At 53.2% G+C, this 21761-nt stretch carries 19 protein-coding genes; 7 read left to right on the top strand and 12 right to left on the bottom strand.

Annotated elements, in window-relative coordinates; all coding sequences use genetic code 11:
• Positions 1 to 27 precede the first annotated feature (27 nt).
• The 4 genes from LOC67_RS11095 to LOC67_RS11080 all read right to left on the bottom strand — a co-directional run bounded on the left by LOC67_RS11095 (position 28) and on the right by LOC67_RS11080 (position 4519).
• Complete coding sequence (locus LOC67_RS11095) at positions 28 to 1452, bottom strand: MBOAT family O-acyltransferase (RefSeq protein WP_230262668.1); 1425 nt, start codon at positions 1450 to 1452, stop codon at positions 28 to 30.
• Positions 1418 to 2446 (bottom strand): hypothetical protein, encoded by a 1029-nt coding sequence (locus LOC67_RS11090; protein WP_230262667.1) that lies wholly within the window; start codon positions 2444 to 2446, stop codon positions 1418 to 1420. The genes LOC67_RS11095 and LOC67_RS11090 overlap by 35 nt, the downstream gene beginning before the upstream one ends.
• 356 nt (positions 2447 to 2802) lie before the next feature.
• Positions 2803 to 3477, bottom strand: a complete 675-nt coding sequence (locus tag LOC67_RS11085) for a toprim domain-containing protein (RefSeq protein ID WP_230262666.1) — start codon at positions 3475 to 3477, stop codon at positions 2803 to 2805.
• A gap of 169 nt (positions 3478 to 3646) precedes the next feature.
• Positions 3647 to 4519 carry a carbon-nitrogen hydrolase gene (locus LOC67_RS11080; RefSeq protein ID WP_230262665.1) on the bottom strand — a complete coding sequence of 291 codons (873 nt, stop codon included), beginning with the start codon at positions 4517 to 4519 and terminating at the stop codon, positions 3647 to 3649.
• Between the two features lie 24 nt (positions 4520 to 4543).
• On the opposite strand from LOC67_RS11080, the gene bioD reads away from it, so the two are divergent.
• On the top strand, positions 4544 to 5212 hold the full coding sequence (gene bioD, locus LOC67_RS11075) for a dethiobiotin synthase (protein ID WP_230262664.1): 669 nt from the start codon (positions 4544 to 4546) through the stop codon (positions 5210 to 5212).
• A 43-nt stretch (positions 5213 to 5255) separates the two neighbouring features.
• Here bioD and LOC67_RS11070 read toward each other — a convergent pair whose 3' ends face one another.
• The gene (locus LOC67_RS11070; RefSeq protein WP_230262663.1) at positions 5256 to 5567 is read right to left on the bottom strand and encodes a Dabb family protein; all 312 of its coding nucleotides are present in this window, start codon (positions 5565 to 5567) and stop codon (positions 5256 to 5258) included.
• Between the two features lie 148 nt (positions 5568 to 5715).
• On the opposite strand from LOC67_RS11070, the gene LOC67_RS11065 reads away from it, so the two are divergent.
• Together LOC67_RS11065 and LOC67_RS11060 are read left to right on the top strand one after the other, a co-directional pair.
• Positions 5716 to 6894, top strand: coding sequence for a non-reducing end alpha-L-arabinofuranosidase family hydrolase (locus tag LOC67_RS11065; protein WP_230262662.1), 1179 nt, complete (start codon positions 5716 to 5718; stop codon positions 6892 to 6894).
• An 80-nt stretch (positions 6895 to 6974) separates the two neighbouring features.
• Entirely contained in the window at positions 6975 to 8372 is a 1398-nt protein-coding gene (locus tag LOC67_RS11060) for a serine hydrolase (protein ID WP_230262712.1), read from the top strand.
• Positions 8373 to 9252: 880 nt separating this feature from the next.
• On the opposite strand, the gene LOC67_RS11055 is transcribed toward LOC67_RS11060, so the two are convergent.
• Positions 9253 to 10089, bottom strand: coding sequence for a hypothetical protein (locus LOC67_RS11055; RefSeq protein ID WP_230262661.1), 837 nt, complete (start codon positions 10087 to 10089; stop codon positions 9253 to 9255).
• Positions 10090 to 10586: 497 nt separating this feature from the next.
• On the opposite strand from LOC67_RS11055, the gene LOC67_RS11050 reads away from it, so the two are divergent.
• From LOC67_RS11050 to LOC67_RS11040, 3 genes are all read left to right on the top strand, one after another.
• Positions 10587 to 11393: a DUF2202 domain-containing protein gene (locus tag LOC67_RS11050; protein WP_230262660.1), complete on the top strand. Its 807-nt coding sequence runs from the start codon at positions 10587 to 10589 to the stop codon at positions 11391 to 11393.
• 194 nt (positions 11394 to 11587) lie between these two features.
• Entirely contained in the window at positions 11588 to 12898 is a 1311-nt protein-coding gene (locus LOC67_RS11045) for an ATP-binding protein (protein ID WP_230262659.1), read from the top strand.
• A gap of 53 nt (positions 12899 to 12951) precedes the next feature.
• Complete coding sequence (locus tag LOC67_RS11040) at positions 12952 to 14313, top strand: sigma-54-dependent transcriptional regulator (protein ID WP_230262658.1); 1362 nt, start codon at positions 12952 to 12954, stop codon at positions 14311 to 14313.
• Positions 14314 to 14382: 69 nt separating this feature from the next.
• Here LOC67_RS11040 and LOC67_RS11035 read toward each other — a convergent pair whose 3' ends face one another.
• The 5 genes from LOC67_RS11035 to LOC67_RS11015 all read right to left on the bottom strand — a co-directional run bounded on the left by LOC67_RS11035 (position 14383) and on the right by LOC67_RS11015 (position 19103).
• Positions 14383 to 15096 (bottom strand): ABC transporter ATP-binding protein, encoded by a 714-nt coding sequence (locus LOC67_RS11035; protein ID WP_230262657.1) that lies wholly within the window; start codon positions 15094 to 15096, stop codon positions 14383 to 14385.
• Positions 15093 to 16304, bottom strand: coding sequence for an ABC transporter permease (locus tag LOC67_RS11030; RefSeq protein WP_230262656.1), 1212 nt, complete (start codon positions 16302 to 16304; stop codon positions 15093 to 15095). The genes LOC67_RS11035 and LOC67_RS11030 overlap by 4 nt, the downstream gene beginning before the upstream one ends.
• The gene (locus tag LOC67_RS11025; RefSeq protein WP_230262655.1) at positions 16301 to 17470 is read right to left on the bottom strand and encodes an efflux RND transporter periplasmic adaptor subunit; all 1170 of its coding nucleotides are present in this window, start codon (positions 17468 to 17470) and stop codon (positions 16301 to 16303) included. The genes LOC67_RS11030 and LOC67_RS11025 overlap by 4 nt, the downstream gene beginning before the upstream one ends.
• 18 nt (positions 17471 to 17488) lie before the next feature.
• Complete coding sequence (locus tag LOC67_RS11020; protein WP_230262654.1) at positions 17489 to 18130, bottom strand: DUF3365 domain-containing protein; 642 nt, start codon at positions 18128 to 18130, stop codon at positions 17489 to 17491.
• A gap of 550 nt (positions 18131 to 18680) precedes the next feature.
• Positions 18681 to 19103 (bottom strand): RrF2 family transcriptional regulator, encoded by a 423-nt coding sequence (locus LOC67_RS11015; protein ID WP_230262653.1) that lies wholly within the window; start codon positions 19101 to 19103, stop codon positions 18681 to 18683.
• Positions 19104 to 19334: 231 nt separating this feature from the next.
• On the opposite strand from LOC67_RS11015, the gene LOC67_RS11010 reads away from it, so the two are divergent.
• Entirely contained in the window at positions 19335 to 20672 is a 1338-nt protein-coding gene (locus tag LOC67_RS11010; RefSeq protein ID WP_230262652.1) for a hypothetical protein, read from the top strand.
• A 186-nt stretch (positions 20673 to 20858) separates the two neighbouring features.
• On the opposite strand, the gene LOC67_RS11005 is transcribed toward LOC67_RS11010, so the two are convergent.
• A complete protein-coding gene (locus LOC67_RS11005) occupies positions 20859 to 21698 on the bottom strand; it encodes a hypothetical protein (protein WP_230262651.1) in 840 nt (279 codons plus the stop codon).
• Positions 21699 to 21761 lie beyond the last annotated feature (63 nt).

The following is a 21761-nucleotide window of genomic DNA, read 5'->3' as shown; positions in this document are numbered from 1 at the left end:
TTGGATACTGTTGATCGAATCATCCGACTAAAACTGAAAGTAAACGAACGGGGTGAATCCGCGAGGTGCGTAAAGCAATAAGCACCAAATCATGATCGCTGTACAGACCGGTGAGTAAAACCGATCGATCGGAAGTCGCATTGCCAATCGCCACCGGCTATGCCAAACACAATGATCGACAACCATCGCGAGCATCGCGATGATTGCCAGTGGAGGCAGCCAAAGAATGCCCGGCGATTGGAAAGCGAGTTGACCGAACACTTCGCCGGCATCCGACATTGACTGGCTGCGGAATAGCACCCAACCGAAAAGCACGACAGCGATTGTCAAAATCCAATGGATAAACATACTTAGCGGAATCGATCGGCGGACTGGGTAATGACGTTCCACGCATAGTGCGAAACCGTGCCAAGCTCCCCACAACACGAACGTCCAGGCCGCACCGTGCCATAGACCACCCAATGTCATGGTCAACATCAAGTTGACGAATTCGCGAGATCGACCGCCTCGGTTCCCGCCGAGCGGTATGTAAACATAGTCACGCAACCAGCGAGACAAAGTCATATGCCATCGACGCCAAAACTGTGACATCCCAACGGCGAGATAGGGGTGCCTGAAATTTCGTGGGAATCGGTATCCGAGCATCTTGGCCAAGCCGATTGCAATGTCGGAGTACCCGGAGAAGTCATAGTAAATCTGTCCCGCATAGGCGATGACTGCCAACCAGACTGTGATTCCGCTATAGAGCTCTGGACCGGCAAAGACCACGTCAACAAACTCGCCAAGGCGATCAGCGATCAGAACTTTCTTCACCAGTCCACGCAGGATAGTCTGGGCACCGCCATAACATCGACGACTGGACCATTGTGGCCTACAAGTCAACTGCGGTAACAGCTCGGATGCGCGAACGATCGGACCGGCGACCAATTGTGGAAAGAATGCCACGTAGAGTGCAAAGTCAACGATCGTCCGACATGGTTTCAGCTTTCCCCGATAGATATCAATCGTATAGCTCAGCGTCTGGAACGTGTAAAACGAAATTCCAACCGGCAGAATGATCTCCAGCGTGCGAACATGAACGCCCCAGGGCGTCAGCAAGTTTTGAGCTGATTCGATAAAGAAATTGAAGTACTTGAAAAACGCCAGCGACCCTAGGTTGACCACCAGACTGAGCATCAACCATCGCTTACGTTGTCTTGCGTCGCTTGCAGAAGCGATTCGAGATCCTGCGGCGAAGTCGACGAGCGTGGAAAGGATCAACAGTCCGCAGAATCGAATGTCCCAATAGGCATAAAAGTAGTAGCTGGCAACAAGCAAAACCCAGTTGCGAACGGCAAGTGATCGGGTGCTCCAAACGAGAACAAAAACGGCGATGAAAAACAGATAGAATTCGGCGATCGTGAACTGCATGCCTAGGTCAGTCCTCCGCCCTTGGAAGTATTCCAAGCTCATCAAACGCTCGGACAATCTCAGCGGCGATCATATCGTTTCCGACGGCATTAAAATGTCCGACGCCGAATTGCCCGTTGTGGAACCCTCGCGGCCAAGTTCCTGCGTCAACCAAGTCGGTCATGGCCGACTGCAAGTCGACAAACTCGAAACCGAGGTCGTGACATAACCCGGACATCGCTACGGCGCGTTCAGAATCTTTCGTCGGATTGCTTTCGCCTCCCACGACGATCTTGCCATCCGCAATTGCCGGATACAGCGATGTAAATACGAAGACGCAGGGTTTGCTGGTTGCCGAGCGAAGTCTTGCGAGTTGAAATGCGAGAAGCTCGGTTGGTAGTGTGTTTTCTACTTGCTGTCTGGAAGCAACTCTTTCGAGAGGGCCCGGACGGAACCGCAACTGTCGAATCGAATCGGTCTTGCTGTCGATCAAGATGTTTCTTCCGGCTTGAATCAACATTGCTGGAACTGCGGAGGACAGCCAATTAATCCTTTCGTTGACGAATTCGTCCGCATCGGTAGGTTCGACAAGCCAATCCGAAATCTCGGTTAGCAAGAAAACATGGGCCGCAATCGATGTCGAGTCCTGGTTGCGTTCGATCGAGCGGATCTGCCGAATCCAGTCATTGCAGTCGTCACCGCTACGGGCAAAAGGCAGCACCGAGATTGGGATGTCGAGCGATTGCAGGGAATGGTGCTCAATCCTTGCATGGATTTTCGCAGCATCATCGACACAGACACCTTCGGCCTGTGAGTCACCCCAAAGGGCAAAACGCAACTCCGCTCCTTCGACCAAATTTGACTTTCCTGGCATCCCCAACGAGCCAATCTGAGTCGTTGCGTAGCCTTCGCTTCGCCAGCGATAGGAGACGCCCGGCTTTAAAACGACCGAATCACGGACTGGGGCATCGACCTTCGGTACGTAGCTTCGCACAAAAAGAGGTGAGCTGACCAGCACAATCAGAGTGCCCAATAGAGTTCCGCACAACCACCTCATGAGCAGAGACCATGGGCACTTGGTGAGCAGAAGCCATGAATTTCTTCGTGGATGATCCATGGCGAAAGAGAACGTTATTCATTCGGGACTAGAAGATTTTCGGCGGCTTGTCACCGACTGTTCAGCGCTCACCTTGGATTATCGGGCCGAAACTTTGATGGATAAAAGCCCGATAGTCTGAACGGCACCTGGCGATTCGCAGCGGCGATTGTAGTCCGGTGGCGATAATTTTTCGATACAGAGGCAACTGCGGAAGCCGATAGTCTGTTGGTTTTCTATCGTCGCCCTTCATTCCGTGAAGGTACCGTTCTTTCCCGCCGAATTCGCGAGATGTGACTACTGGAGATATAAACCCTCTAACTTACATACCCAGACATGAAAACTTTGCGAGCCATCTTGGCGTCTTCCATTCCGAGCAGAAACGCCGTTCGACTGTTCGGGTCCAAGCAAGTTTCCATCAGAACTTGTTCGCAGAGACTCGCCAAGCCTCGGTATCGTTGATACGTGTAAGCAATCCCTTGTTCGTCGAGCGTCGTTTGGACCTTGCGCAATTGTTCTTCGCTTGCCAATTGAAGGTGTTCGTCTTTCCGTTTACCGGTGACTTGAAACATCGGCGCCTTGATCAAGCTGACAAAGTTTTGTTCCAGCAACACTGGAAAGAAACGCTCGATGAACATCAACATCAATGCGCCACAGTGAATGCCATCGGCATCGGGGTCGAATAGCAACAGAATGCGGCGATAACGCAGCTTTTGAAGATCAGGATCATCCCAGCCGAGTCCGATGGATGCGACAAAAGCGTCGTACCACTGGTTGCGCCGAATTGACGCTCGGCTCGCCTTTACCGCGTTCATCGGTTTGCCTTGCATCGGCAAGACCGCTTGGTACCGGGGATCGCGAGATCTCGCGACGGACTTTGAAGCCGAGTCACCTTCGACAATGAACAGTTCACGGTAGGGAAGCTTGTCGGTTCCCATTGCGATACCGGGGCCACAGTCGACCAGTTTTGTTGCTTGGTTGATCCAGTTCATAGGACTCTTCATCTCATCAACTGGGACACAACAGGTCAACGCACAACGAGTCAACACACAACGAGTCAACTCAGCCCCTTCACGGATTGGCTCGTCATCAGTTCGAGTTCAGGAGATCGGTATGAAACCTTGCAAACCCGTTACTCGATCGACGCCGCACGACATCGAATCAGTCGATGTAGCGTTTCAGCAGCCCATCGTAGGCATCGATTCGTCTGTCGCGAAGAAACGGCCAGTGGGTTCGCACGACGTCAATCTCGTCCAGATTGCATTCGGTGCACAAGACTTCGCTTTCCTTGTCACCGCCTTGGACGATCACTTCGCCGCGGGGCGATGCGATGAACGAGGAACCCCAGAACTCAATTTGTCCTTCGATACCGACACGGTTTGGAGCGACCAGCCATAGACCGTTGGCGATCGCATGGGCTCGCATCGCGGTTTGCCACGCGTCGCGTTGGCCAGCACCGAACTCTTCCTTTTCCTCTAAAATCCAGCCGATAGCTGTCGGATAAATGAGGATCTCGGCACCAGCGAGAGCAAACAGTCGGGCGGCTTCGGGGAACCACTGGTCCCAGCAAATTCCGACACCCAGTTTGCCGTATCGAGTTTGAATCGGTTTGAAACCCATGTCGCCGGGCGTGAAGTAAAACTTCTCGTAGAACAACGGATCGTCCGGGATGTGCATTTTTCGGTACACGCCAGCGATCGTTCCGTCGGCTTCGACGACGACCACCGAATTGTGGTAAACACCCGGAGCACGCCGCTCGAACATCGGGACGACGATGACACATTCCCACTGCATAGCGATCTTTTGCATTCGCTGAACGGTGGGGCCATCGAGTGGCTCGGCAAAGTCAAAATTGCAATGGTCTTCGCTTTGGCACGGATACGGCATTGCAAAGACTTCCTGCAGGCAAACAATCTTGGATCCTTCGGCTACCGCCTGTTCGATCATGCCTTCGGTGTGATCCAACATCGCCGCTGGTGAACCGGCGTAAACACTTTGAACCAATCCAACCTTGACGTTCTTCTGTGATGTCACTGTGCGTGAAACCTGATTCGTAAAATGAAACTGACTTTTGTTTCCGGGACCGGCACTGACGTCGGTAAAACCTACATCGCCGCCAATCTAGCGCAAATACTTCAGCGTGAACACCGGCGAGTCGGAGTTTATAAACCGGTGGCCAGTGGTTGCATCGGTCCTAGCAGCAATTTTAGCGAAAGAACCTCGTCGGACGCGGACGCGTTGGCTCAATCTCTTGGCGAGCATGTTGCACCGGAGCTGATTTGCCCGCAAAGGTTCTTGGCTCCACTGGCACCCGACGAAGCGGCGCGGCAAGAGGGAACACAAGTGGACACCGATCTGCTATATGAAGGAGCGGTTCGATGGCAGCGACTGTGTGACCACCTCGTTGTCGAAGGCGCCGGCGGCTTGTTTAGCCCGATCGCGGATTCGATGTTGAACATTGATCTGTATCGAAAGTTTTCCGAAAACCGCGAATTTGAGACGAAGCTTGTTCTTGTCGCACCGAACCGCTTGGGAGTGATTCACGAAACCGTCGCCACTTGTCGCGCGGCCCGTGCCGAAGGGGTCGAGGTTGAACGTCTCGTTTTGACTGCGACGGTTCCTCAGGGCGACGACTCCTGTAAAACCAACGCGGCGCAGCTCCGGGTTTGGCTACCGGAGCTGCGGATTATTGAGGTCGGTTGGCAGCAGGCGGTCGTTTGGAACTAATCACCGATGCTTCCGATTAGGGAACCCGTAGGTACTTCGTCGCCTACTCTTCGAGCAAGCTGTCGCAAACTTGCACCTGAGCCCAGTTTTCTTTTTGACGCTCGATAAACGTCACGTGGCGTGGCGCGGTTTGGTAGACGTCGTGAGTGGCGCGATCTTTGAAAATGACGTGAAGCGAAACGTCGTACTTCACATTCACTTCGCGGCTTAGCTCGGTGTCGCGACGGCCGACGGCAAAGTCGATAACGCCGTCATGGTTGTCCAGATATTCTTTGGCATCGCTCAGCAAACTTTCAACGGCAGCGTCGCTTTTGTCTTTCAGTGTGAAGAAAACATGGTGGGCCAATCGGGCCATGGTGGGAAGCCTCGGTAGGGTAGGGGGTAATCGTTTATGATGGAGCTAAATCGTAAGCATTTTGGCCGCGCCGACGAGCCCACCCCCAGAACACGCTGGAAAGTGGTGCTTTCGACTTGTGGCAATACTCCAGCGAGGCGAAAAAACGATGGCTCAGGCAGTCGGACCGATTTGGTCACGATCGATTCAAGTGATGTCCCTTCAGGTGCCTCACGCGATCAACTCGCGGCAGATTCTGTCGTCGGCGATATTGCTGATCTTCTCACTGACAATCCCTTCAGCAAGCGCCATTGCCCAAACTCCAGAAACGCCGTCTTGGTTTGACGGCACCTTTCGTTGGAAGGTGGGCTCGCCTCTGATCTCAGTTGCAGACGGAAAGTTGCCCGAATCGCCAGACCACCCATGGCTAGCGATTAAGGATCCTTCCGTTGTCCGGCATGATGGCCGCTGGCACATGTTTTGTTCTGTTCGAAAAAAGCTGGAGGGCAATGGCCGAATCCGGATCGGATACCTTTCATTTGACCATTGGGAACAAGCCAACCAAGCGGACTGGCAGATCCTTGATCTCACTGATGAATACCACGGTGCGCCGCAAATCTTTTTCTTCGAACCACAGCAGACGTGGTATTTGATCTACCAAGCCGTCGACAGTTCTCGCGGATTAAAGTACGGCCCTTGTTTTTCCACCAACAAAGACATTACCAACGCTCAAGGCTGGACCCGACCCAAGCCTCTCTACGTCGTCAAAGAAGGCATGAAAGCGGGGCTCGATTTTTGGGTGATCTGTGACGAGCAAGATGCCTTTTTGTTTTTTACATCGTTGGACGGAAGGATGTGGCGAGCTCAAACAAAGCTATCTGACTTTCCTGATTCAGGTTGGTCTGATCCAGTCGTCGCATTGCACGCTGACATCTTTGAAGCCAGCCATACTTATGCGATTTCGAACACTGGCAAGTATTTGACGTTCGTCGAAGCTCAGCAAGGACGGCGACGCTATTTCAAAGCCTATTTGGCCGACAATCTCGCTTCCACGTGGAAGCCTCTTGCAGATTCTTTGGAAAAGCCATTTGTGTCACCAATTAACGTGACCAATCAAGCCGATTCTTGGGCCCAGTCCTACAGCCATGGAGAACTGATCCGTGAATCAAATGACCAGCGGATGGAAATCTCGCCAACAGATTTGCAGTTGGTTTTCCAAGGTGCGAGTGACCAAGAGTATAGGACCGGTTCGTATGGAGATATTCCGTGGCGACTAGGGCAACTGAGTCTTGTGGTCGACTCGATCCTCCCTGCCGCGACATCTCCCCAATCCCAAGACGATCTATGAAGTGGCCACGGTCAAATTGGACTGGTGTTCTGTCTCGAAGAACATGGCTTGGTTCTTTATCGATATTCGCTTTGCTTTCTGTGCAAACGGAAGCGTTTTGCCAAAGCACTTCTGACGAGCTTTCGGCAAAGCTCGCTTCGACCTGTCGCGATAAAAATGTGCCGGCAATGGCAGTCGTCTTGATCAGTTCCGAAGGGATTGTTCAGGCGGACTGCTTCGGTGTTCGAAAGCGAGGAACAACGGATCGAGTTTCGCTCTCTGATCGATTTCCGATCGGCTCGAACACCAAGTCCATGACGGCGACCTTGGCTGGCGTTTTGGTGGACGCCAACAAGATTGAATGGACAACCACGATCGGAGACGTCTGGCCAAACGCGACGGACAAAGACATCCATCCGAAACTGAAGTCGGTTACGCTCGACCAGCTTTTGACTCATCAAAGTGGCTTGCCAACGAACATTTCCGACCTGTCACCGTCGGCATGGGCGGCTTTCTTTGAAGAGAAACAGTCAGCCCCGCTTGAACGCCGCCGAATGTTAAAGGTGGTGCTCGGCTCTGCACCAACAAATCCACAGGGCAAGTATCACTATTCGAATCTGGGCTATGCGATCGCTTCAGCAATGCTGGAAACGCGTGCCAAAGAGTCGTACGAGTCGCTGATGCAAAAACATTTGTTTGCTCCGCTCGACATGCGATCTGCAGACTTTCGCACACTCGCTTCTGCGAAAAGATTGCGAGCGCCGATATTGTGGGGGCATCAAGCGGACGGAACCCCCGTAGATCCTCGTACCGTGGGAGCTGAAAATCCGTCTGTCTACGCGGCCGCCGGAACCGTCAATATTTCCATCGAAGACTATGCGAAGTACGCGCATTGGCATTTAAAGGGAAAGCCAGAACCCGTCCTTAAATCGCAGGCCACGTTCGATCATCTTCATCTTCCACAGGTCGAGCAAAGTCCATCAGGAGCTAAATACGGAGGCGGTTGGATTTGTTTGGACACGCCCTTTGGCCCGGCACTGAATCATGCCGGATCGAATACGAATACATTTTCTTTGATCTGGGTTTTGCCAGAGTCAAACTTTGCGGCGATCGTTTGCACCAATACTGGTGAACCGCAGGCCTTTCCGGCGTGCGATGAGATGGTCAGCTATTTGATGACCAAGTATGCAAAGGTTCAAAAGAACAATGCGACGGATGCGTCTTCTGCAGCAGACATGGAGGTGGCTCCGGAAAGGTTGGTCGGTCGCTACCAATTGAATCCCAACTTCATCTTCGACGTCAAATTGGAGGGGCAGCGGCTGTTGGTTGGGATCACAAATCAACCGACGCAGCAAGTGTTTGCGGATTCACCGACGAAGTGGTCCTACCGAAGTGTAAAAGCCCAGCTCGAATTTCATTTGCGAAGCAACGGTCCAGCCTATGCCTTGACGCTGCATCAAAACGGTATCGCGCAAAGAGCCAAAAGAATTTCGAAATGATCAAGTGAAACTTGGTGATCTTTAGGACGTTTCAAATCACCAGCGAGACGTTAGGCCACACCTGGCCTGACTCCACTCATCAGCCGATGGGCGTTAGCCCCGGTTTCGTGCACATTGACTTCAGGTCCAGCATCCGCGGCTAACGCCGTACGGCTGATGAGACAGCTGACGCTTGCACCGCATTCGCGATAGCGACGGTTGATACAGCTCTTGAACTTTGCACAACGCAGCGCACTACATCAGCCGCGCGGCGCCAGCCCGCGGTTAGTGGCATAGGGCAAGACAACAAACCGCTCGCTCGCGCGATGCGGCTGATTGTTGCTCGCACTATCAGAGCTTCCTTCTTATCAGACCCCGGCACCAAACCGCACGGAACCGCGGCAAACGCCGTACGGCTCATGTTTTTGCGGTTTATGCCGTTCGGCTGATGGGACAGCTGGCAATCGAGCCGTAGTGGCAATAGCCACAGTTCATACAGCTCTTGAACTCCACACAACGCAGCGCACTACATCAGCCGCGCGGCGCCAGCCCGCGGTTAGCGGCATGGGGCAAGACAACAAACTGCTCGCTCGCGCGATGCGGCTGATTGTTGCTCGCACTATCAGAGCTTCCTTCTTATCAGACCCCGGCACCAAACCGCACGGAACCGCGGCAAACGCCGTTCGGCTGATGAACCAGCTGGCAATTGAGCCGTGTTCGCGATAGCGACGGTTGATACAGCTCTTGATCTTTACGCAACGCACGCACTACATCAGCCGCGCGGCGCCAGCCCGCGGTTAACGGCATGCATCAAGACAACGAACCGCTCGCGCGATGCGGCTGATGGTGCCCTAAATATAAATGCGATGCCAAAGGCATTGATCCCGCTTTGATTTGCGTCTTACTTCGCTGGCGCGGCGTGGTTCTTCGGCAACTCGGAGTATCCGTTCTTGATCCAAAGCGACACGACTTTTGAATGGGCCTGGATGAGTTTGACAGCGTAGGGATCGTCAGAAGTTTCCGTGACACGAACACCGTGATCGGTGTGTTCCACTTCCATTTTTATCTTCTTGGCATTCATGAAAACTTCGCGAAACAATGGATCTCGCATTCGAATTGGGTTCGCGTTTTCCATTCGTACGTACATCGCTTCGACGTGCGATTGAATCATGCTTGCGACTTCATCGTCATCCGATTCGGTCAGTGTTTCGACACCGTTGGGAAGATCATTCACGGTGCGGCGAATCGAGTCGCGGTGTTCAATCAGAAAGAAAAATTCTTGGTGATCTTTTTGGTGTTGCAAATCACCCGCGTGACCTTGCCCCATGCCTCCATTGCTTCCCGCCTTCTTTCGTGTGGATACCGGCTGGTCGCTTTTGGCGGTCTCCGCCGCTTTGCTCGCTCCCGCGCAAGTGCTGCATTGTTCCTTGCAATTTTTGCATTGCGGTTCGTTGCCGACATCAGTGGAGATCAAGTTTGTTGTGGCCGAGCCTTCGCAGCAGCTTGGTGTTTCCTTGGAGATTGGGCATAGGCCAACGCCGCATTTTGTCGAGTCACTGTTTGTCGAGTCACTGTCTTTACTGGGTAATGACGCAACGACTTCTGGAGCTACCGCAAACTTCTGGCAACACGACTTGCCTGATTCCGTCGGCTCTTCGTTTGGACTCATGCCCTGCAAAGCGGCTCCGAGTGCTGCGACAATCGATAATGTGAGCGCTAGCGAAACAAGTCTTTTCATTGTTCTTTCCTTGAAAGATGTGTGCATTTTCGGGCACCGAGTGTGCCAGATAGGTTTGCTTGACTTGCCACGCCTATTCGCAACCGCTGTGCCGACCGCAGTTCAATTGGCGGAGAATACGTTTCAATTCAAACGACCACGCTCCAAAAGCGACGTGAATCCTGGTCTCCATACTCAAACGACCAATCAAACAAGACGCGTATTTTTGCGATCAGTCGTTCAACTAGTCAGAGCGTCGCGATTCGATCGTGCAACACTTGCAGTACCTCGTCTTCGGAGCTGTGCAAAATTTGCAGGCCCGGGTGTACGAAGACATCACTGATCCTGATTCCGCAATTGGATTTGGATAATTTTGTCCGGCTTATCGCGGGGATTTCGAGGTGTGAGACAACTTTCTGTTTGGAGTCTCGAACAACACATACGAACCGGTATTTCATTTGCAAATTCTAAAGGGGCATGAACTGATATCTCACGCTCGAAACCGCAAGGGGAAAACCATGAAACGCTCACTCATCAGTCTCGGTGCATTGCTCGCACTTTTGATGGCCGCCCCGGATGTGTTGTCGCAACAACGTCGAGGCAATGGTGCCCCAGGTCAAGGTCGTGGGGGAGATCGCGCCGCGCTTCAAACACAAACAGCCACTGGCACGCTATTTCGTGGCGTGAATGCAGGCGGAATGCAATCGCAAGCGAATGCTCGAACTCGCATGGCGAACCAGGGCCAGGCTTCTGGGAATCTTCTGGAAAATAATGGCGCACCCGACCTGCTTCGCATGCGGGAGGAGGAAAAATTAGCTCGGGATGTCTATACCCATTTGGCCAAGACATCGACGCTGCCGATCTTTCGAAATATCTCGCGTGCTGAGAGTCAACATATGCAGGCGATTGAGCGACTGCTTCGTGGAGGCGGAGGAGAAGTCTTCAACGATAACCCAGGCGTCTTTGCGTTCGCCGATTATAGGCAGCTCTATGAAACTCTCGTGGCGAGTGGTTCGCGTAGCTCGCTGGATGCCTTGAAAGTGGGCGCAAAAATTGAAGAGATGGACATCGCTGACCTGAGGCAAGTCTTAAACCAAACCAATGACCCGCAGGTTCGCCAGGTATTGCAACACTTGATGCACGGTTCGCAAAATCACTTGCGTGCGTTCGCGTCGCAGATTTTAAAACAAGGTTCAAGCTACAATGCCGAATTCTTGTCCCAAGCGGACTTCGATCAAATCGTAAACTCGACTGGAAAGGGCCGCGGCGGACAAAGACAGATTGGTGCGAGACAAGGCGGCGGTGGCAAGAGACGCGGTCGGTAAGATCGAGGAGGTCGCTGTCAATTGGTTTTCTTTTGTCGTCCTTCTTTCCGCGCAAACGCAGGGCTCTTTTTAGCCAGTTCTTCGGATTAAAAGGCGACTTTGTAACAGGTCGAAATTGCACACCAACAATTCGTTGCTACAGCGATCGCCTGACAACGTCGCCTGCCGGCGAACAATCGTGGTAAAAAAATACGATGCAGAAAACAAGCATCCTACAAATTCCGAAGCCGAATTTCGTTGGTCTTATCTCCTTAGTTGCTCTCTGGATTATGTTCGCCGCATGGCAGCGGACGGAGCATGACCATCAATGCCGACTGATACACGATTCGCTTTCATCGCAAGCAGACGCACTATCCAGCGCCGTCAGCAGCGGCGTTCAGTCGCATCGTTGGTTCGGGCCGTTTGTTCGGCAACAACTGCCGTCCACGCTTGAGGTACTCGCAAGGTCCAAGAACGTGCTTGCGATCGCGGTCGTCGTCAACGATGGATCTGGCGAAGTCTATTTTGCGGGTGACCGTGATCTTGTTGATCTTAGATTGCCCGTTGGCGAACATACCAGCGGGAACACTCTTCTCGTTGTTCGAGACTTTACTATGCGCAACGATCCACCTTTGCGCGGAGGATTTACTGAGCACGTGAATGTACCGGATGTTGTGGAATTCCATTCTACGGTTGTCTTGGATCGCACCACTTTGATTACTCAGGTTGATCGCGAAGCCAGGAATCGAATTCTGACCGTAGCCTTGGGAACGTTGCTACTCATCGCAGCGGGGGCGGTTTGGCAATTTACGGTGCGGTTGGCGCGTTCCGAGGGAACGACACGAGTCCTACAGGCAGAAACGAGGCACCTGCGAGAGTTGGGACAAGCGGCGGCAGGATTGGCGCACGAAACTCGCAACCCCCTAGGCTTGATTCGTGGTTGGACGCAGAGGCTGGTCGCGTCGGGATTACCGGCCGAAGAGCAACAGGAACAGGCAGAAGCCGTGTTGGAAGAATGCGACCGAGTGACCGCACGTATCAACCAGTTCCTTGCGTTCGCGCGTCAAGCGGAAGCCGACATCGGGGCCGTGGCTTTGGACAAACTTGTTGCGGAGTTGCAAACGCTGTTGCAGTCCGACTTGGATGCCAAGCATCTTCGATTGGATACGCGTCGCCTTGATCAACCAAGTGCGATCCAGGCCGATCGTGAACAGTTGCGTCAAGTGCTATTCAACCTGCTGCAGAATGCGATCGCATTCGCACCCGAGCAAAGTACGATTACAATTTCGTTGAACAATTCGCGCCGTGGTGCGTTCCGGTTGGAAGTTGCCGACCAAGGTCCTGGCGCTTCTGTTGACATCGCTGACACGCTGTTCGAGCCATATGTAAGCCGACGTCCGGGAGGAACCGGGTTGGGACTTTCCGTTGTGCGTCGCATTGCGGTTGCACATCATTGGGAGGCGGGTTACAAGCCTGGCAATGGAGGTGGCAGCGTCTTTTGGATCGACGGGATCCGAAACGCGTGAGTCTTGAACAAGCAGTCGACAAAATTTGTGCCAACGAAAATCCAGATAAACGCATGACAAAAATCTCCGCAGCCAAACGCGGTTCCGACTCGGCCGCATTGATGGTGGTGGACGATGAGCCTTCTCAGCGAAAACTGATCGGCGGATTCTTTCAGGGGCTCGGATTCACGATCATTGAATCGGATTCCGCCGAAGCGATGCTTGAAACACTTGGGCAACAACCGCCCGATATGATTTTGCTGGACGTGCGTTTGCCTGGAATCAGTGGCATCGATGCACTTCCAAAAATACGTGAAATCTTGCCAACGGTTCCGGTCGTTTTGATCACCGCTTACGCAGACGTTCGACAAGCCGTGGCGGCCGTCAAAAGTGGTGCCGACGACTACTTGTCTAAACCGATTGACCTCGAAGAGCTGAAAGTCGCGGTCTACGACGCGTTGGCAATCCCGACAACTAGCTCGCCAAGCAAAACTGTTTTGCCTGAACTGCCTGCTGGATTCGTTTTCGAAAGTCGCGTGATGCGTCGGCTGGTCGAAACGGTCGCGGTCGTTGCTCCCTCTGAGGCCCCGATATTGATTCAAGGACCAAGCGGTGCTGGCAAAGAATGGATCGCTCAACTGATCCACGATTGGAGTCCGCGTGCGTCCCAACGATTGGTGACAGCCAACTGCGCCGGTTTGTCGGCAACGTTGGTTGAAAGTGAGCTCTTCGGACACGTGAAGGGAGCGTTCACGGGAGCATCGGAAGTTCGCCAAGGACTATTTCGAACCGCGAACGGTGGAAGCTTATTTCTGGATGAAATTGGTGAGATGCCTCTGGAGATGCAGCCAAAACTGCTTCGTGCGTTGGAGGCAAAGGACATCACCCCCGTGGGCTCCGATCGACCAGTTCAAATCGATACCCGTCTGATAGCGGCGACGAACCGAAATTTAGTCGATGAAGTGCAAGCAGGTCGCTTTCGCGAAGACCTTTACTATCGACTGAACGTTGTCGAATTGATCGTTCCGGCACTCTCCGATCGTCGCGAAGACATACTGCCGCTGGCAAGGCATTTCGCTAGCCAATTTGCAAATCGACAAGTCCGCATGTCACCCCAAGCAACCCAGGCGATCGTGACGCATTCCTGGACCGGCAACGTTCGTGAGTTGCGAAACGCGATTCAGCGAGCTTGTTTGCTGTGCCAAGGTGACGTGATTTTGCCGGAGCATCTGCCGGCGAACATCGCATCCGAGCCGATCGACAATTCGCGGTACGCCGGCCGGTTGTCTCAAGTCGAACGGGCGACCATCATGGCGACGCTTCACGAATGTGGTGGGAACCGAACCCAGACTGCAAAGAAGCTTGGTATCAGTCGACGCGCACTGATTTACAAACTCAATGACATCGAGAGCGACACGACCTCTTCAACGGACTAGATAGGGTTCGCGGTAGAGACTGATTGCTTGCGCCGTTTCAACCGAATCAAAAACTGGGACAAAGGAATCTCAGCGATCGGCAATCGTTTGAGAGATCACGCCGTCTTCCATTTGATAGGTCGTATCAAAAACATCCAGCGAGCGATGATCGTGCGTCACCACAATGACCGCTGATCCCTGCTCGTGCGCTACCTTGGCGAATAATTCCATTACCTGTCGACCACGATGGCCGTCGAGTGCCGCGGTGGGTTCATCGGCGAGGATGACGCTCGGGCGGTTCGCTAGTGCACGAGCTACTGCGACTCGCTGCTGCTGACCGCCTGAAAGCATCGACGGAAGGTTGTTAGCTCGGTCGGCGACCCCAAGGTATTCCATCAGGTCGATCGCGCGGCGATACGACGCACGCCTGGTTTCGCCATTGAGTTGCATTGCGATCTGAACATTTTCGATCGCCGACAGAAACGGAATGAGGTTAGATTTTTGAAATACGTAGCCGATGTGTTGGCGCCGATAAGAACGCAAGTTGACTAGCGGGTTCTCGCCATCGAGAACCATCTGCCCACGAATCGATATCGTTCCCGAAGTCGGCGGATTTATCAGACCAATCGAAGTGAGAAAAGTCGACTTGCCTGAACCACTCGGTCCCAGCAACGCGACCACTTCACCGGTTTTAACCACCATCGAAGCTTTCTGCATCGCGATCACTTCGGTGTTCCCGCTGCCATATCGCTTGGTAAGATTGGAAGCGACGATAGCGGTGTCGTGCTTTTCCACGGCGTTCATGTCAGGGCCTCGTTGGGCGAAACTTTCAACGCCCTCCATATTCCCAGCAGGCTCGAACCGATCGAAATCACCACCACGACGACGGCGAGCTGCAAGAGGTCGCGATCGGCCAGGATGACGCGACGGGGGAAATGAGGAAACAGCTGGCTTCCCAGCAAATAGGCGATCGCGTAGCCAACGACGCCCAGCACCAATGCTTGCTGCAGGATCAATCCCAAGATGACTGTGTTGGACGCTCCGATCAATTTAAGCAATGCGATCGAGTGAATTTTGTCGAGTGTCAGCGTGTAAAGAATGAGAGCCATGATGATCGCCGCGATGGCGGTCAGCAGGACCCGAAACATGCCGATTTGGCGTTTTGCTTTTTCGACAGTTCCGCGAAGTAACAACTCCTTTTGACCGTCGCTTGTGAAGACCGAAACATCTCCCCAGCCCGCGACGGTCGATTGCACGGCTTTTGAACTTGCCCCCGCGTCGAGCTTCACCATCACCGCACTGATTTGCGCACTCGGCAACGCGGGGAGCTGCGAAGCCGGTTTGGAAGCGAGTTTCAAAAGCTCCGGTTGCATGCCGGTGGGCTCGAACGACTTACCACGTTCTCCGCGAGCGGAACGTTCCAGTCGAACCGCTTCCCCTGGCGTGTCGAATTGAATGGCTTGGGCGTCGGAAATGGAAAAGAATGCCAATCCGTCACCACTCGCGCTAATCATGCTTTTGGTAAGGCCAACAACGGTGTAGAGATCCTTGCCAAGCTTCAATTGCTCGTGAAGTTGCATTCCCAAAGATTCGTCCGCGATCATCTCGTAGTGAGCTTGCTGAAGCGAACGACCTTGAGTGATCGGAATCCAATCACCTCGATCTACCGGCCAGTCCAAACCTAGGACCGCAATGCGAAGTGGCTTGCCGTCACGCTCTCGCTGAATTGTGTGGTAAACGAATTTTCTCGCCGACAAGACGCCGGGCACAGCGGCGACTCGATGAACCAGATTGGGCGGAACTCGGGATAGTTCGGCAAAAGGTCCACGTGTTTCTCGCTGAACCACCCACAGGTCGGCATCGACATCGTCGACAAGCAAAGTCGCGTCTTCGATGATTCCGCGATAGATTCCGCCCATGCCCATCACGATCATTAGCAGCATGCCGATGCCAATGCCCGTCAATGTAAAGCGACCCAGGTTATGTCGAATGTCTTTGAAAGCGAGATTCATTGCGTCACGACCCTGAGTCCCGGCTTCAAGGTGCCACGTTCGTTTCCGGGTTTGATGACGACGTCACCCATCGATAGACCGTCGATCACCTCGATCGTTTCTGTACCTCGAACGCCCAGCGAAACGACTCGCCAAGTGGCAACGCCATTCAAGTTGACAAAGACACCGTCGGCTCCATCGCGTTTGACAAGAAACGATTTGGGGACAACGGGCACGCTCTGCGGCTCGGCGATCTTGATGTAAGCCTCGGCTCGTTGGCCAACGGCCCAGTTTTTCGGAAGTTCCAGCACACCGACATCCACAATGAATTCACGCGTCTCGCGATCCGCTTCGCGGCCCATTCTGGTGACTTTCGCGGGGAACGAATGCTCAGGCTGCGAGCGAAACACGACACGACTGGATTGGCCGGTTTGCAACTTCGACATCTGTGTCTCGTCGACCCAGGCACTGATCCACAATTCATCGGTAGCAATCAGCGTCATCATCGCACTGCCTGGTACCACCACGTCACCTGGCTCTCGGCTACGTTTAACGACGAGGCCACTGAAGGGGGCGACGATGATCGTGTCACGCAGCCTCGCCTCCTGATATTCGAGGTTCTTCTCGGCAGAAATCAGTTCTTTTTGACCTTCGTTGATGCCCGCTTCGGATCGGGAAACATCGGCCATCGCCAGCCCCAGCGTCTCGGAGGCTCGATCGAGTTCATCTTGACTGCTCGCGTCGCTTTTTCTCAGGCTTTGGATTCGGTTCAGATTCTTCTGCGCCTGCGTCAGAACGATATTGGCTCTTTGCTTGTCGATTTTCAATCGCTCAATCGCTGCCTTGGCCGCATCTACATTGGCTTGGGCGATAGCAACCTGTTGTCGCAATTCATCGTCGTCAAGCCGCACAAGTTCGTCGCCCTTGAAGACCGAATCGCCCTGATCGGCAAGCACCTTGGCGATGCGTCCCGAAATTTTGGGGCTGATGGTTGCTGATATGCGAGCTTCCAAAGTCCCGGTTCCCATTACTTCTTCGGTGACCGATCCCGCCGCAATCTCGTGAGGCTGTACCGGCACGGGCATGAAGCGGTACCAGTAGATCCCCGCGCCTATCAACACGGCTAGGACAAGCCACTTTCCAAGGTTAGCGAACTGTCGCACACCACTGGTATGGTTCGTACTCATCGACTTGCTTTCTTACGATTAGATGTCCGTTTTGCTCTGCGTTCCGGCAGGTGGTTTTTCAACCCAAAACCAACCACGCAGTTCGCCTTCCTGAAAACCGGTTGCTTCGTCGCTTGGATACAACTTAGCGAGTTGATCTTGAATGACCGGTGCGATTTGGTCATTTGGACCATGACACATCAAACATTGGACTTGCAGTTTGATCGGAAGCAACGCCGCAGCGTTTCCGTTGCTCAACTTGGCAAATACCGGAGTGTCTTGCTTTGAGGCGATCATCGATGTCGCCCAGTCGGGGCCAGTGTTGTTGGGATTGCGAAGGCGAACGCCCACGCGGCCGATCTTTACACCGTGCTGTTTCCCAACAGCGTTCGCGATCTGGGAAGCCTCTTTCTGACAAACTGCAATGGCTGTCGCCGGACCCTCCGCCATCGCCGACATTAGCTTTGTAGACAACTGTTGAAACAACGCATCCTTGGAGGCAATCATTTCAGCTCGTTGCTCTTCGGTGGGCTGCGAATCGGCAACAATGGTGACGGCCTCACCCGTTTCTGTTTGCAATGCAGCGGGTGATTCTGTCACGTCTTTGCGGCAGCCCAATACCAATGTGACCAGGGCCAAACATGCGACGCATCGAATACTTTGAACTCGTTTCGCATTCATAATGACGTTCCTATTCGGTTAATAATGCAAGCCAATCCGTGCACTCACATGCGACGCGCTGGGCATTGCTCGATCGCCTCGATCTCACTCGAATCAATCATCTGCATATCGTTCCTGCCCAGATCGATCGAAGGGTTGAATTAGCGTAACCTCGTAAGGTAACGAGGTGTCGGTCGAATTGAAACGCGACAGGTGGTCGCACGCATGCTGAATTGGATGACGCCCTTCCTTTCAGATTTGAGTTGAGGGTGAGAGAGAAGAGACGATTGGTGCGGAACGAATTCGTTTCCTTGTCTACAGAAGATCACCAAGCTGATTGCCGGCATCGCGAACCTCTGTTTTTGTGCTCACAATCTAACTTGCTTCCATGCTATCCGCCTTGCACGACGGAGCATCACTTCTCATCAGCCGCAGACCGTTAGGCGCGGTGTTGCCTGACTTCACCCATTAGCCAATGGCGTTAGCCCCGGTTATCAAACCAAGATCCAACACGGACGGAACCGCGGCTAACGCCGTTCGGCTAAGCTAAAACTCACGTTGGACCCACGCACTATTCTGCACTTTCGCAAAGCGGGATGATCGAACTGGTCGACTCCAAAAGGTCTTTAAGCGTGACGCTACAAAACGCTGACTCGACATCCGCGTAGGCTTGGTCAAGCTTTGCGTGAAGCGGGCAAAGCTCGGTGTGCGTTTTCAGCCCCAGCGGACACGCTTTGATTCGTTTGATCGGATCGACAACGTTGATCACATCCAGGATGGTCGTCGTATCAGTCGGCTGGGAAAGCACGTACCCGCCGCCAGGGCCAGGACGCGATGTCACAAAACCGGCGCTCGCCAAATCCTGCAAGACTCGCGTCAAATACCGCCTCGGCACTTTTGTCTCTGTAGCCAAAGTGTCTGCCGAAGCCGCACTGTCTCGGCTGGCGAGGCAAAGAATCGAACGAAGAGCGTACTCTGCCGTCTTGGAAAGCATGGTCGAAAATCCTTCAATCAAAAGTCGCAATCACGAGGCAGCTCCGGCTAACCATCTGACCACGGTTGATCGCGGCAAATCAGAATCAAACAGACCGGAACGCAAAAAGACTTTGCGGCTCGCAACTTGACCTAGCCACCTTATATCTGTACCCTTGGGTGCAGTTTTCGTCAAGCTTGCGCACCGTCCCACCTGATCATCTGACGAACCGTCGACGCCGAGAGTTGTTCGATGCCCCGCCTCATTCTACAAACCGATCGCAAGAAGCTCTGCCTTCAAGTTGCGTTCTGGACTGCGACACTCTTTGGTTTCGCAATCACCGCATCGGCGCAGCGAGTTTCCTACGAACGTCCGCCAATTGACTACCTTAACGCCGAGGTCAACGATCGCGTTGCAGTATTGCAGCGAAAGCTAGAAACCGGCGAAGCCTCGCTCGAATTTGACGAGCAATATGGCTACCTGATCTCGCTACTGAAAGCACTTGAAATCCCGATCAACTCGCAGTCGCTGGTCTTTTCAAAAACGAGCTTGCAGCTTTCGAAGATCTCACCGCGTCGACCTCGGTCACTTTATTTTAACGACGACGTTTATGTTGGATACTGTCAACGCGGCGATGTGATCGAGATAGCGGCAACGGATGCCAATCAGGGGGCAACGTTTTACACGCTCGAACAGGACCAATCCGCTCGACCACGTTTCGTCCGCGACAAAGGCGGATGCTTGTCTTGTCACGCGTCAAGTCGAACGCAAGGGATCCCAGGATACCTTGTTCGCAGTGTCTTTCCCGATGCGGCTGGTCGCCCAAAATTAGGCAGCGGAACGTTCACTACCGATCACACCAGCGAGTTCAAAGATCGCTGGGGAGGTTGGTACGTGACCGGTTCACACGGCGAAATGAAGCACATGGGAAACACCATCTGTATGGGGGACGAAACGACGTTCGATCGAGAACCAGGTGCGAACGTTCCCAACCTTACCGAGCATTTCCGCACCGAGACTTACCTAACGCCACATAGCGATATCGTTGCGCTGATGGTGCTGGAGCATCAAACCCAGATGCACAATGCGATCGCTGCGGCGAACTATGAAACGCGTCTGGCGCTGCATCAGTCTTTTCAAATGAATGAACTGCTTGAGCGTCCAGAGGGCTTTATTAGTGACAGCGCCCATCGCCGGATCAAGGCGGTTGTCGACGACCTGCTGTACTATCTGCTGTTCTGTGAAGAATTTCAGCTCACGGATAAAGTCACCGGCACAACAGATTACGCCACTGAATTTGAAAGCCAGGGAAAACTGGATTCGCAAGGCCGATCGCTTCGTCAATTCGACCTGCAAACTCGACTTTTCAAACACCCATGCAGCTACCTGATTTATTCAGACGCCTTCGCGGGACTTCCGGAGATCACGCGAAAGCAAGTTTTGGAGCGGTTGGCTGCGATTTTAGGTGGCCGAGAACAAGCAGACGAATACCGTCACCTAACTCCCATGCTGCGAAAAACAATCGACCAGATTCTATTGGACACCTTGCCGGAATACGCAACAAGTCACAGTGAAGCGGTCTCGCAGTAAATGTGTTTCGCAAAGTGAATTGACCACACATGATCTCAGATCGCGTCATCCAGCGATCGCAGGTGTCTTGTCGCCAACCGTCGTTCTATGGTCGCCATTGACTCCGTGTAGGTAGCGTTCTTTCGCGCGGCCATTTCGGAGCGGGAGGCGACTTTGTAAAAGATAAAACTGGGCATCAACACATCATTAGACGCCGCATCCGCAGCTGCACGCACAAGACTGTTCGACCGTCTTCATCACCGTGCATGGCACTTCTTTCTCGACGGTGTATGGGACTTTGACAGTAATGGTGCGTTCCTGTTCGACCTGAACACATTCGGGGATGCAAGCCTTGACCATCTTGGTCTTCTTTCGGTACTCCATCGTCTTATAGGGGTGTTTGATCGTCTTTGTTTCCGTCTTGGTGAAGTACTCCTTTACCTTGCGAGTCTTCTTGTATGGAACCATGATATCGACTTCGCAGGTGTAAGGCTCTTCGACACAAACCTCTTTCATCACCGTCACGTCTTTAGTGACCTCCACCGGATTTGGGCACCAAACCTTCTTTTCGGTGCACTTGCATCCGCCGCACGAAGCTGTCGCCACCATTTCGATTTTCCAGCATCCTTGATCTTCGATGCAGGTTTGCTGTTCAACGACCGGTACACATTCAGTTCGCTTCCGCACTTTGGTAACCGTATCTTTGGCCGGTACCATGATTTCGTATTCTTGTTCAACCCAGCGAAACTTTGGTGTTTTCACCTCGATAACCTGTTCGTCGACTTTTTCGACACAGACCAAAGCGTTGTACTCGTAGGGGATTTCTTTCTCAACATTGATCGTTTTGGGAACCAGAACCGTCTCGACACGCTGTTCCTCGCGATAACAGGTTTCCGTGACTGTCTTCATCACGGTGCAAGGGACCTGAACGGTCTTGGTGCACCACCCGGTGCCTTTACATTTTGCACAATCATCACAAGCCTGCGCGATGGATGGCAACAACACGATAGCGGTAGCAAATGAGCCCCAGAATCTAGCGGCAAACATGGTGTCTCGCTCCGGACAAGATCATCGGATGTGGAGTTTTCGCCGCAGACGTTGCGGTTTCGC

This window comes from Stieleria sp. JC731, assembly GCF_020966635.1.
Classification (GTDB): Bacteria; Planctomycetota; Planctomycetia; order Pirellulales; family Pirellulaceae; genus Stieleria.
The sequence above is the reverse complement of the archived record's forward strand: the minus strand, read 5'-3'. Positions and strand labels throughout refer to the sequence as shown.